At 67.4% G+C, this 12694-nt stretch carries 13 protein-coding genes; all 13 read left to right on the top strand.

The genetic code is table 11. From position 1 onward, the window contains the following. The first annotated feature begins 5 nt into the window (after positions 1–5). A complete protein-coding gene (paaA, locus tag ACSFBF_RS26765; RefSeq protein ID WP_435472336.1) occupies positions 6–1016 on the top strand; it encodes a 1,2-phenylacetyl-CoA epoxidase subunit PaaA in 1011 nt (336 codons plus the stop codon). After that, the gene (paaB, locus tag ACSFBF_RS26760) at positions 1013–1321 is read left to right on the top strand and encodes a 1,2-phenylacetyl-CoA epoxidase subunit PaaB (RefSeq protein WP_435472334.1); all 309 of its coding nucleotides are present in this window, start codon (positions 1013–1015) and stop codon (positions 1319–1321) included. Before paaA ends, paaB begins: the two co-directional genes overlap by 4 nt. Positions 1322–1335: 14 nt before the next feature. Further along, positions 1336–2115 carry a 1,2-phenylacetyl-CoA epoxidase subunit PaaC gene (gene paaC, locus ACSFBF_RS26755; RefSeq protein ID WP_435472332.1) on the top strand — a complete coding sequence of 260 codons (780 nt, stop codon included), beginning with the start codon at positions 1336–1338 and terminating at the stop codon, positions 2113–2115. Between the two features lie 14 nt (positions 2116–2129). After that, complete coding sequence (paaD, locus tag ACSFBF_RS26750) at positions 2130–2648, top strand: 1,2-phenylacetyl-CoA epoxidase subunit PaaD (RefSeq protein ID WP_435472330.1); 519 nt, start codon at positions 2130–2132, stop codon at positions 2646–2648. 16 nt (positions 2649–2664) lie between these two features. Continuing rightward, positions 2665–3750, top strand: a complete 1086-nt coding sequence (paaE, locus tag ACSFBF_RS26745; RefSeq protein ID WP_435472328.1) for a 1,2-phenylacetyl-CoA epoxidase subunit PaaE — start codon at positions 2665–2667, stop codon at positions 3748–3750. A 37-nt stretch (positions 3751–3787) separates the two neighbouring features. Further along, positions 3788–4936, top strand: coding sequence for an ABC transporter substrate-binding protein (locus tag ACSFBF_RS26740; protein WP_435472326.1), 1149 nt, complete (start codon positions 3788–3790; stop codon positions 4934–4936). 69 nt (positions 4937–5005) lie between these two features. Continuing rightward, a complete protein-coding gene (locus ACSFBF_RS26735) occupies positions 5006–6034 on the top strand; it encodes a branched-chain amino acid ABC transporter permease (RefSeq protein ID WP_435472324.1) in 1029 nt (342 codons plus the stop codon). Continuing rightward, complete coding sequence (locus tag ACSFBF_RS26730) at positions 6031–7947, top strand: branched-chain amino acid ABC transporter ATP-binding protein/permease (RefSeq protein ID WP_435472322.1); 1917 nt, start codon at positions 6031–6033, stop codon at positions 7945–7947. Before ACSFBF_RS26735 ends, ACSFBF_RS26730 begins: the two co-directional genes overlap by 4 nt. Further along, positions 7944–8675 carry an ABC transporter ATP-binding protein gene (locus tag ACSFBF_RS26725; protein WP_435458943.1) on the top strand — a complete coding sequence of 244 codons (732 nt, stop codon included), beginning with the start codon at positions 7944–7946 and terminating at the stop codon, positions 8673–8675. The genes ACSFBF_RS26730 and ACSFBF_RS26725 overlap by 4 nt, the downstream gene beginning before the upstream one ends. Positions 8676–8717: 42 nt before the next feature. Further along, positions 8718–10790, top strand: coding sequence for a phenylacetic acid degradation bifunctional protein PaaZ (gene paaZ / locus ACSFBF_RS26720; RefSeq protein WP_435472320.1), 2073 nt, complete (start codon positions 8718–8720; stop codon positions 10788–10790). After that, entirely contained in the window at positions 10790–11548 is a 759-nt protein-coding gene (locus ACSFBF_RS26715; protein WP_435472318.1) for an SDR family NAD(P)-dependent oxidoreductase, read from the top strand. Before paaZ ends, ACSFBF_RS26715 begins: the two co-directional genes overlap by 1 nt. Positions 11549–11577: 29 nt before the next feature. Next, on the top strand, positions 11578–12138 hold the full coding sequence (locus tag ACSFBF_RS26710) for a methyltransferase family protein (protein ID WP_435472316.1): 561 nt from the start codon (positions 11578–11580) through the stop codon (positions 12136–12138). 89 nt (positions 12139–12227) lie between these two features. After that, a complete protein-coding gene (locus ACSFBF_RS26705) occupies positions 12228–12677 on the top strand; it encodes a hypothetical protein (RefSeq protein WP_435472314.1) in 450 nt (149 codons plus the stop codon). Positions 12678–12694: the final 17 nt, after the last annotated feature.

Here is a 12694-nt window from a genome sequence, read left to right as displayed (position 1 = left end):
CGCACATGTACACCCAGGCAATGGACACCATGGGCAAGGACGCAGGCGACGGCAAGCAGAAGGCCGTGCGCTCCGCAGAGGAAATGCGGCTCGAAGAGCGCTTCGACGCGCACATCGATGCCGGCGACTTCATCGAGGCAAAAGACTGGATGCCCGAGCACTACCGCAAGACGCTGGTGCGCCAGATCAGCCAGCACGCGCACTCCGAAATCGTCGGCATGCTGCCCGAGGGCAACTGGATCAGCCGCGCGCCCACGCTCAAGCGCAAGGCCATCCTGCTGGCCAAGGTGCAGGACGAAGGCGGCCACGGCCTCTACCTGTATGCCGCCGCCGAGACGCTGGGCACCTCGCGCGACCAGATGTTCGACGCGCTGCACAGCGGCAAGGCCAAGTACAGCTCGATCTTCAACTACCCCACGCTGACCTGGGCCGACATGGGCACCATCGGCTGGCTGGTCGATGGCGCGGCCATCATGAACCAGGTGCCGATCTGCCGCTGCTCGTACGCGCCGTATGCGCGCGCCATGATCCGCATCTGCCGCGAGGAGAGCTTCCACCAGCGCCAGGGCTACGAAGCCCTGCTCACCATGATGACCCACGGCACCGAAGCACAGAAGGCGATGGTGCAAGACGCGGTCAACCGCTGGTGGTGGCCGTCGATCATGATGTTCGGCCCGCCGGACGACCAGTCGCCCAACAGCGCGCAATCGATGCGCTGGGGCATCAAGCGCTTCAGCAACGACGAGCTGCGCCAGAAGTTCATCGACGCCGCCGTCGAGCAGGCCGCCATCCTCGGCGTGACCCTGCCCGACCCCGACCTCAAGTGGAACGAAGAACGCCAGGCGCATGACTTCGGCGCCATCGACTGGAGCGAGTTCTGGCGCGTGATCGGCGGCGACGGCCCCTGCAACCGCGAACGCCTGCAGGCGCGCGTCGACGCCTGGGAAGACGGCGCATGGGTGCGCGAAGCCGCGATGGCCCACGCCAATAGACAACCGATGAAGGAGGCCGCATGAGCACCCCAAATACCCAAGACAGCAAACAAGAGTGGCCCCTGTGGGAAGTGTTCGTGCGCAGCAAGGCCGGCCTCGACCACAAGCACTGCGGCAGCCTGCACGCGGCCGATTCGAAGATGGCCATCCAGATGGCGCGCGACGTGTACACGCGCCGCCAGGAAGGCAGCAGCATCTGGGTGGTGCGCTCCGAACAGATCGTGGCCAGCGACCCGGGCGACAAGGACATGTTCTTCGACCCGGCTGAAGACAAGGTGTACCGCCACCCGACCTTCTACGCGCTGCCCAAGTCCGTGGATCACATGTGAGCGAGCGGCACGTCATGCAAGCATCGATCGAACTGAACCGCACGCCCGCCGTGCAGTACCTGCTGCGCATCGGCGACACCTGCCTCGTGCTCGCGCAGCGCCTGGGCGAGTGGTGCGGCCACGCGCCCGCGCTGGAGGAAGACATCGCGATGGCCAACATCGCACTCGACCTCGTCGGTCAGGCGCGCGCGCTGCTCACGCACGCCGGCAAGCTCGAAGGCGCCGGCCGCGAGCACGACGAAGACCAGCTGGCCTACCTGCGCGACGAGCGCGACTACTTCAACCTCACCATCGCCGAACTTCCGCGCGGCGACTTCGCCTTTGCCGTGGTGCGCAACACGATGGTCTCGACGCTGCTCAAGCTGCTGTGGCAGCGCCTCGCCGCATCGAACGACGCCGAAGTGGCCGCCATCGCCGGCAAGGCCGTGAAGGAAGCGCGCTACCACCAGCAGCACTCAGGCGACTGGGTCGTGCGACTGGGCGACGGCACCGACGAGTCGCGCAGCCGTACCGAAAAGGCCCTGAAGCAGCTGTGGCTCTACATGCCCGAGCTGTTCGAAGGCGATGCGGTCGATGCCGAAGCCAGTGCCAGCGGCCTCGGCCCGGCGTGGAGCGAGTTGCGCGACCCTTGGCTCGGCGAGATGCAGCAGGTGCTCGACGCAGCCGGCCTCGCCGTGCCGAAGGAAGCCGCCTTCCGCAGCAACGGCAAGCGCGGCGTGCACAGCGAGCACATGGGCTACATCCTCGCGGAGATGCAGCACCTGCAGCGCAGCTACCCCGGGGGCGTGTGGTGACCACGGCCGACCTTATGGCAGCGTCGCGCGTCGATGCCGCGTGGGCCGTGCTGCACACCGTGCTCGACCCCGAGGTGCCGGCCGTGTCGGTCTGCGACCTCGGCATCGTCCGCGACGTGATCGAACACGACGACGGCCTGGAGATCGTGCTCACGCCAACCTACTCCGGCTGCCCCGCGACCGAAGCCATCGAGCACGACGTGCTGGCCGCAATCGAGCAAGCCGGCCTCGGCCACGCCCGCGCCACCCTGCGCCGCGCCCCCGCCTGGAGCAGCGACTGGATCAGCGACGAAGGCCGCGCCAAGCTCAAGGCCTACGGCATTGCGCCGCCGGCCCACCTCACACCCGAAGTCGCGGCCAACACCGCGATGCCGATCAAGCTCTTCGGCCGCATCGCAGGCGAACGCATCGCCTGCCCGCGCTGCGCGAGCGAGCGTACCGAACGCCTCTCGGCCTTCGGCTCGACCGCCTGCAAGGCGCTCTATCGCTGCATGGCCTGCCGCGAGCCTTTCGAACATTTCAAGCCAATCTAAAAAAGCGCCCCAAGCGATGAGCACCCTCTTCCACCCCTTGCGCGTGAAGGCCATCGAGCCCGATACGGCCGAGGCCGTCATCGTCTCGTTCGAAGTGCCCGGCGACCTGCAGCAAGTCTTCGGCTTCACGCAGGGCCAGTACCTCACCCTGCGCCACGACATCGACGGCCAGGACCTGCGCCGTTCCTATTCGATCTGCGCCGGCCTCGACGACGGCGAGCTGCGCGTCGGCGTGCGCAAGGTGCGCGGCGGCGTGTTCTCCAACTGGATCAACGCCAGCCTGCAGCCCGGCGACACCCTGCAGGTAATGGCGCCGCAGGGCCGCTTCTTCGTGCCCATCGAGCCGGCCTCGGCGCGCCACCACGTGGGCATTGCGGGCGGCAGCGGCATCACGCCCATCCTGTCGATCATGAAGACGGTGCTGGCGCGCGAGCCCGCGAGCCGCTTCACGCTGATCTACGGCAACCGGCAGCTTCAGTCCACGATGTTCAAGGAAGAAATCGAGGACCTGAAGAACCGCTACATGACGCGCCTCGTGCTGCAGCATGTGTTCTCCGACGAGCACACCGATTCGCCGCTGGGCTTCGGCGTGATGAATCGCGAGAAAATCGGCGAGTTTCTCAAGAGCGTGGTGCCGGCCGCGAAGATCGACCACGTGTACGTGTGCGGCCCGTTCCAGATGAACGACGAAGCCGAAGCCGCGCTGCTGGCGGCGGGCGTGCCCGAAGACCGCATTCACATCGAACGCTTCGGCGTCGCCCTGCCCTCGGCCACCCAGGTTGGTGCAGTGGTGCACGAGGCGCAGCCTGGAGACGCCAAGCAGGCGCGCATCGTCATCGTGCGCGACGGCCTGCAGCGCGAGATCACCTACACCGAAGGGCAGCCCAGCATCCTCGATGCGGCATCGGCGGCGGGGCTCGAAGTGCCCTTCTCGTGCACCTCGGGCGTGTGCGGCACCTGCCGCGCCAAGTGCGTTGACGGGGAAGTCCGCATGGAAAGAAACTTCGCGCTCGACAAGAATGAAGTAGCCGCGGGATTCATCCTGACCTGCCAGGCCCACCCCCTGACCGAACGAGTAACGCTGTCATTCGACGAGCGCTAGCACTTCAACGTTTTTTTCAACCCGGAGACAAGCCCAAATGAAATTCTTCTTCAAGCCCCTGCTGATTGCCGCGCTGTGCGCCACCGCCGCCGCGTCGTGGGCCGACGTCACTGTCGGCGTGACGGTCTCGGCCACCGGCCCTGCCGCCTCGCTCGGCATCCCCGAGAAGAACACCATCTCGCTGATGCCCAAGACCATCGGGGGCCAGAAGATCAACTACATCGTGCTGGACGACGCGTCGGACACCACGGCGGCCGTGGCCAACACGCGCAAGCTCATCACCGAGAACAAGGTCGACATCGTGCTGGGCTCTTCCACCACGCCCACCTCGCTCGCCATGATCGATGTGGTCAGCGAGGCCAAGGTGCCGATGATCTCGGTGGCTGCCTCGGCCCGCATCGTCGAGCCCGTCGATGCCAAGAAGCGCTGGGTGTTCAAGACGCCGCAGAACGACATCATGATGTCGCTCGCCATTGCCGAGCACATGGCTTCCAACGGCGTGAAGACCGTCGCCTTCATCGGCTTTGCCGATGCTTATGGCGAAGGCTGGTCTGAAGAATTCTCCAAGGCCGCCGCGCTGAAGAAGATCACGGTGGTTTCCAACGAACGTTTTGCGCGCACCGACACCTCGGTCACGGGCCAGGTGCTGAAGATGATGGCCTCCAAGGCCGATGCCGTGCTGGTCGCGGGTGCGGGCACGCCAGCCGCGCTGCCGCAGAAGGCACTCAAGGAGCGCGGCTACACCGGCAAGATGTACCAGACGCACGGCGTGGCAAACGCCGACTTCCTGCGCGTTGGCGGCAAGGACGTGGAAGGCACCTTCCTGCCGGCCGGCCCGGTGCTGGTGGCTGAGCAGTTGCCCGCCAGCAACCCGCTGAAGAAGTCGGCCATGACCTATGTGACTGCCTACGAAGCCGCCTACGGCAAGGGCACGGTCTCGACCTTCGGCGCGCACGCCTGGGACGCCGGCCTGCTGATGAGCTCGGCCGTGCCGGTCGCGCTCAAGAAGGCTCAGCCAGGCACGCCAGAGTTCCGCGCCGCGCTGCGCGATGCGCTGGAACAGACCAAGGACGTGTCGGGCGCGCATGGCGTTTTCAACATGACTGAGAAGGACCACCTGGGCCTCGACCAACGCGCCCGCGTCATGGTGAAGATCGAAAACGGCACCTGGAAATACCAGCCCTGATATCGCCCGGCCGATCCGGCCTGACCTGACTTGTTGAGAAGCGGGCCGAGCCCGATCGAAAGTTTTCGTATGGATCTGCAGATCGCCCTTTTGCTGGGGCAGGACGGCATCGTCAACGGTGCCGTCTACGGTTTGATGGCGCTCGCGCTGGTGCTGGTGTTTTCAGTCACGCGCGTCATCTTCATTCCCCAGGGCGAGTTCGTCGCCTTCGGGGCGCTCTCCATGGCGATGCTGCAGGCCGGCCGCGTGCCGGCCACGCTGTGGCTTCTGCTGGTGCTGGCGGTTGCGGTGCTGCTGGTGGAGTTCTGGCGCTGGAAGCGCGGCGCGGTGGTCGACTGGGCCTCCGCGCTCGCGTGGTGCGTGGTGCTGCCGGTGGCTGCCGCCGCGCTGGTGCTGCTGCTCAAGCCCACGTCGATGACGGGCCAGACGCTCACCACGCTGGTGCTCATCATGCCGCTCGGCCCTCTGCTCTATCGCCTGGCCTACCGGCCGCTGGCGGACGCCAACGTGCTGATGCTGCTGATCGTCTCGGTCGCGCTGCACGGCGTGCTGGTCGGCCTGGGCCTGCTGTTCTTCGGCGCCGAGGGTTCGCGCACCACGGCGTTCTCGGATGCGCGCTTCGACATCGGCGGTGTTCAGGTCAGCGGGCAATCGCTGGTGGTCGTGGGCGTCACGCTGCTGCTGGTGATCGCCATGTTCCTGTTCTTCGGCCGCTCGATGGTCGGCAAGGCGCTGCGCGCCACCGCCATCAACCGCGTGGGCGCAAGGCTCTCAGGCATTCCGACCGAACTGTCGGGCGACCTGAGCTTTGCGCTCGCGGCGCTCATCGGCGCCATCTCGGGCCTGCTGATTGCGCCGATCACCACGGTGTACTACGACACCGGCTTCCTGATCGGCCTCAAAGGCTTCGTCGCCGCCATCGTCGGCGGGCTCGCGAGCTACCCGCTGGCGCTGGCCGGCGCGCTGCTGGTCGGCCAGCTCGAATCGTTCGCCTCTTTCTGGGCCAGCCCGTTCAAGGAAGTGCTGGTCTTCACCCTGATCATTCCCGTGCTGTGGTGGCGCTCGCTCAACAGCCATCATGTGGAGGACGAAGAATGAGCACGTCTTCTTCGAACAACCTCGCCGCGACCGCACAGCCCGAAGGCAAGCCGCTGGTCACGCCGCGCCAGCTCACGCTGGTGTGCGTGGTGCTGCTGGCGCTGGCCTGGGGCTTTTTGCCCGAGTTCACCGTCTCGGTGCTCAGCAACATCGGCCTGTATGCGCTGGTCGCGGCCGGGCTGGTCATGCTGACCGGCGTGGGCGGCATGACCTCTTTCGGCCAAGCCGCCTTCGTGGGCATGGGCGCGTATGCCACCGCGTGGATCTGCACCTCGCCCACCGCCGCCGCGTGGCTGGGCGGCGCGGTCAGCCCGGCCTTGCTGCCATGGGTCGGCCTGCTGCTGGGGCTGGTGTTCACCTTCGCGCTGGCCTGGGCGCTGGGTTCGGTCACGCTCAAGCTGCAAGGCCACTACCTGCCGCTGTGCACCATCGCCTGGGGCCTGAGCCTGTACTACCTGCTGGGCAACATGGACTTCCTGGGCGGGCAGACCGGCATCACCGGCGTGCCGCCGCTGGTGGTGGCCGGCGTGTCGCTGGCCACGCCGCGCATGCTGGGCGTGGTGATCTGGGCGGTGCTGCTGCTCGCGCTGTGGGCGCTGCACAACCTGCTCGATTCGCGCGAAGGCCGCGCCATCCGCGCGCTCAAGGGCGGGCGGCTCATGGCCGAGTCGATGGGTGTGGACACGGCGCGCCATCGCATCAAGCTCTTCGTGCTGGCCGCGCTGCTCGCGGCGGTGTCGGGCTGGCTCTACGCGCACCTGCAGCGCTTCGTGAACCCGACGCCTTTCAACCTGAACATCGGCATCGAGCTGCTGTTCATGGCGGTGGTCGGTGGCGCGGGCCATCTGTGGGGCGCTGTACTGGGCGCAACGCTGATCACGCTGCTGAAGGAAAAGCTGCAGGACATCCTGCCCGCGCTGCTTGGCAGCAGCGGCAACTTCGAAGTGATCGTGTTCGGGCTGCTGATGCTGTTCGTGCTGCAACGCTTCTCCGATGGCCTGTGGCCCACGCTGGCGCGCATCGTGCGCCGCTGGGTGCGCGATGACGCGGCGGGCAAGAAAGCCACCGCAGCAGCAGCGACCGCCAAGGCGCCCACCGTGCAGCTCGCGCAGCGCACCCTGCCTGCCAGCGGCGAACTGTTGCTGCAGGCCAGCGACGTGAGCAAGCGTTTCGGCGGCCTCGTCGCCAACAACGCGATCTCGATGACGCTGAATGCCGGCGAGATCCATGCGCTGATCGGACCGAATGGCGCGGGCAAGAGCACCTTCTTCAACATGATCTCGGGCGTGGACGATCCCACCTCGGGCGAGGTGAAGCTCGCAGGCCAGCCGATGGCAACGAAGCCTTCGCGCGCCTTCGCCGCACTGGGCCTCGGCCGCACCTTCCAGCACGTGCGCCTGCTGGGCCAGCGCAGCGTGGTCGAGAACGTCGCGCTCGGCGCCCACCTGCGTGCCAAGCGCGGCTGGCTCGCGGCAATGCTGCGGCTGGACCGCGCCGAAGAAGCAGCGCTGATGGCCGAAGCCCGCCGCCAGATCGAACGCTGCGGCCTCGGCCCACATGCCGATACGCCCGCCGCATCGCTTTCTTTGGGACAGCAGCGCGTGGTCGAAATCGCCCGCGCACTCGCCGGCCAGCCTTCGGTGCTGCTGCTCGACGAACCCGCGGCCGGCCTACGACATCTTGAAAAGCGCGCCCTCTCTGTACTGCTGAGCCAGCTGCGCGCCGAGGGCCTGGGCATCCTCGTGGTTGAACACGACATGGAGTTCGTGATGAACCTCGCCGACCGCATCACGGTGCTCGAATTCGGCACCGTCATCGCAACCGGCACGCCCGCCGAAGTGCAGGCCAACCCGCGCGTGCTGGAGGCCTACCTCGGCGGCGCCGACGACGAACTGCTGGAAGACGCACGATGAGCCACCCCCTGCTTCAACTCGAGGACTTTTGCGTTGCCTACCGCACCGTGGAAGCGGTGCACAGCGTGCGCCTTCAGGTGAACGAAGGCGAGATCGTCACCGTGATCGGCCCCAACGGCGCCGGCAAGACCACGCTGCTGTGCGCGGCCATGGGCCTGCTGCAGTCCACCGGCCAATTGATGCTGAGCGGCGAGCGCATCGCGCGCCCCGGCGTCGAGACGATGGTGGCGCGCGGCGTGGCGCTGGTGCCCGAGCGGCGCGAGCTGTTCGGCGAGATGTCGGTCGAAGACAACCTGCTGCTCGGCGGCTTCTACCAGTGGCGCAAGGGCAAGCGCGACCAGCGCGCGCGCATGGACGAGATCTTCGAGATCTTCCCGCGCCTGCGCGAGCGCCGTCCGCAGATGGCGTCGACGCTCTCGGGCGGCGAACGCCAGATGCTGGCCATCGGCCGCGCGCTGATGGCGCGGCCGCGCCTGCTGATGCTCGACGAACCTTCGCTCGGCCTTGCCCCGCTGGTGGTGCGCGAAGTGCTGCGCGTGGTGTCGCAACTGCGCAGCCACGGCGTTTCGGTGCTGCTGGTGGAGCAGAACGCCCGCGCCGCGCTGCAGGTGGCCGACCGCGCCTACGTGCTCGAAATGGGCGCCGTGGCGCTCGAGGGCAAGGCGCGCGACCTGCTGCACGACCAACGAATCATCGACACCTACCTGGGCATCGGCAAGAAGGACTGATCCAGTCTTCGACCCGGCGCCATTGACCAAAGGACACGCACCATGACCAACACCCTCCAAAGCTACATCGCCGGCCGCTGGATCGGCCAGCAGGCCGCGCAGCAACTGCGCAGCGCCGTCAATGGCCAGCCCGTGGCAAGCACGCACGCCGAATCCATCGACTTCGCAGAAGCATTGGCCTACGCGCGCCGCACCGGCATTCCCGCGCTGATGGCGCTCGACTTCCAGCAGCGCGCCGAACGCCTGAAGGCGCTGGCCAAGTACCTGGCCGCGAACAAGGAAACGCTCTACGCCGTCTCGGCCCACACGGGCGCGACGCGCGCCGACAGCTGGATCGACATCGAAGGCGGCGCGGGCACGCTGAGCGCTTACGCCAGCATCGGCACCAACGAGCTGCCCTCGGGCAATCTCGTGCACGAAGGCCCGGCCTTCCCGCTGGGCAAGAAGGGCGGCTTCGCGGGCACGCACATCCTGGTGCCGCGCGGCGGCGTGGCGGTGCACATCGACGCGTTCAACTTCCCCATCTGGGGCTTGCTCGAGAAGTTCGCGCCCAGCTTCCTCGCGGGCATGCCCTGCATTGGCAAGCCAGCCACGGCCACCAGCTACCTGACCGAAGCGCTGATGCGCCTCATCGTGCAGTCGGGCATCCTGCCCGCGGGCAGCCTGCAGCTCGTTATCGGCAGCACGGGCGACCTGCTCGACCGGCTCGAAGGCCCCGACGTGGTCACCTTCACCGGCTCGGCCGACACCGCCGCCAAGCTGCGCGTGCACCCGAACATCGTGCGCCAGTCGATCCCGTTCAACGCCGAGGCCGATTCGCTGAACTGCGCGATCCTCGCGCCCGACGTGACGCCCGACGACGAGGAGTTCGATCTCTTCGTGAAGGAAGTGGCGCGCGAGATGACCACCAAGGCCGGCCAGAAGTGCACGGCCATCCGCCGCGCGATCGTGCCGCGACAGCACCTCGACGCGGTGGCCGAACGCCTGCGCGCACGGCTCGCGAAGACTGTGGTCGGCGATCCGTCGCGCGAAGAAGTTCGCATGGGCGCCCTCGCCTCGCGCGACCAGCAGGCCGACGTGGCCGAACGCGTGGCCACGCTGCTGAAGGGCGCGGAGCTGGTGTACGGCGAGCGTGACGGCTTCTCGCCAGTCGGCGACGGCGTGAGCGAGGGTGCGTTCTTCGCACCCACGCTGCTGCTGAGCCGCAAGCCGCTCGAACACGATGCAGCGCACGACGTAGAGGCCTTCGGTCCCGTCAGCACGCTGATGCCCTATGACGGCATCGACGAGGCGCTGGCACTGGCCGCGCGCGGCCGTGGCAGCCTGGTGGGCACGCTGGTCACGCGCGACCCGGCCATCGCTGCCAAGGCTATTCCGGTCGCTGCCGCATGGCACGGCCGCCTGCTGGTGCTCGACCGCGAGGCCGCTGCCGAATCGACCGGCCACGGCTCGCCGCTGCCGCAGCTCAAGCACGGCGGCCCAGGCCGCGCGGGCGGCGGCGAAGAGCTCGGCGGCCTGCGCGCCGTGAAGCACTACCTGCAACGCGCCGCCGTGCAGGGCTCGCCCACCATGCTGGCCGCCATCACCGGCGAGCACGTGCGCGGCGCGGCCGTGCGCGAGAGCGATGTGCATCCCTTCCGCCGCTACTTCGAAGACCTGCGCATCGGCGACTCGCTGCTCACGCACCGCCGCACCGTTGGCGAGGCCGACATCGTGGCCTTCGGCGGCATCTCGGGCGACTACTTCTACATGCACTTCGACGAAGTGGCGGCGAAGCAGTCGCCCTTCGGCAAGCGCATTGCGCACGGGTACTTCGTGCTGTCGGCCGCGGCTGGCCTCTTCGTGTCGCCATCGCCGGGCCCGGTGCTTGCCAACTACGGCCTCGACACACTGCGCTTCACCAAGCCCGTGGGCATCGGCGACACCATCCAGGCGCGCCTGACCTGCAAACGCAAGATCGACCGCAACAAGAAGGACGCGAGCGGCCAGGGCCAGGGCGTGGTGGCGTGGGACGTGGAGGTGACGAACCAGGACGGCGAGCTGGTCGCCAGCTACGATATCCTGACGCTCGTTTCCAAGAAACCCGAAACCACCTCCACTCCAGCCTCCACCTGATGTTCGATCTCACTGGCAAAGTCGCGCTCGTCACGGGCGGCAACGGGGGCATCGGCCTCGGCATGGCGCAGGGCCTTGCCAAGGCCGGCGCGCGCGTCATCGTCGCCGCGCGCAACGCGCAGAAGTCGGCGGCTGCCGTCGAAGCGCTGAAGGCGCTGGGCAGCGACAGCTTCGCGCTCGAAGCCGACGTGAGCGACGAAGCCTCGGTGCAAAAGCTGTTCGACGATGCCGCCGCGCGCTGCGGCCGGCTCGACATCCTCGTCAACAACGCCGGCACCACCGTGCGCAAGCCGGTCGACCAGCTCTCGCTGGACGAGTGGCACAAGGTGATGAACACCAACCTCACCAGCGCCTTCCTGTGCAGCCGCGCCGCGCACCCGCACCTGAAGGCCGCGGGCGGCGGCAAGATCATCAACATCGGCTCGATGATGTCGATCTTCGGCGCACCCTATGCGCCGGCCTATGCCGCGAGCAAGGCCGGCATCGTGCAGCTCACCAAGTCGACGGCGCTTTCATGGGCGGCCGACAACATCCAGGTCAACGCGATCCTGCCGGGCTGGTTCGAGACCGAGTTGACCGACGGCGCGCGAAACCAGATTCCGGGCCTGTACGAACGAGTGAAGGCACGCGCCGCAGCCGGCCGCTGGGGCCAGCCGGCCGACATCGCCGGCACCGCCGTATTCCTCGCGAGCCCCGCGTCGGACTACGTGACGGGCACGGCCATTCCCGTCGACGGCGGGTTTTCCATCTCGGGCTGAAGCCCGCGGGCCGTGTAAATTCGCCCGCCATGCTCTTCTGGATCCAGATCTTCCTTTTCGTCGCCGGCACGGCCGCGCTGCTGTACGTGTCGCGCGGCCCGCTGAGCCAGCCCGGCTCGCACGGTTTCTACCGCTTCTTCGCATGGGAATGCATGCTGGTGCTGATCGTCGTCAACCTGCCCATGTGGCATGACGATCCGTTCTCGCCGAAGCAGATCGTCTCGTCGCTCTTCTTCGTGCTGTCGATCTGGCTGCCGATCCACGCAGTGCGGCTGCTCAAGGCGCAGGGCAAGCCGACCGAGGCGCGCAGCGACGATCCCGCGCTGTACGGCTTTGAAAAAACCTCGGCCATCGTCAGCACCGGCGCCTTCCGCTACATCCGCCATCCGATGTACACGGCACTGATGCTGCTGGCCTGGGGTGCCTTCCTCAAGCAGTTCACCTGGCTCACGCTGGCGCTGGTGCTCGCGGCCACGGTGCTGCTGTTTCTGACGGCGCTGCGCGACGAACAGGAGTGCATCGCGCATTTCGGTGATGACTACCGCGCCTATATGCGCGGCACACGGCGGTTCATTCCGTTTGTGCTCTAGGGCTGTTCACACGCCCGTCATCCGCAACCTTGCGGGATGCTGACCCGCCCGATCAGGTTCTGTTCACACGGCGCTCCTAACATCCGCGCATGCTGCTCGCACGCGTCCGCCGTCTCGCTGAATCGCACTACAAGGCGTGGTGCGTCGCGGGCATCCTGCTGATCTTTCTGCAGCCCTTCATCGCGGTGCATTTCCGCTGCGACGGGCTGGAAGACGAGCCGATGCTGCGTTTGCGCAACCTCAGCGAAACCACGCAGTTCGAAGCCGACGATCGCGCGGATCATCCGTCCGACCGCGAGACGACGGTGTTCACCCAGGCGCCGGCGAGCATCGATCACCCCGATGCCTTCAAGCTCGGGCTGAGCACGCTGATGGCGATGGTGCTGGCACTGCTGCCGCTGGCGGTAGCTGTCGCACGGCTGGTGGTGCCCATCGTGCGCGAAGCGCCCGAGCACGTGCCGCCGCACGGCGGCGCTCCGCCCCTCTCGCAACCCTGGCGGCTTCTGCCGCCCACTGCTGCACCACCTTCCGGGATCTGAGACACGACGCCTCGCGC

It is taken from the genome of Variovorax nivicola (assembly GCF_051216475.1).
Classification (GTDB): domain Bacteria; phylum Pseudomonadota; class Gammaproteobacteria; order Burkholderiales; family Burkholderiaceae_C; genus Variovorax.
Note: the sequence above shows the minus strand (reverse complement) of the source record. Positions and strands in the feature narration are given on the sequence as shown.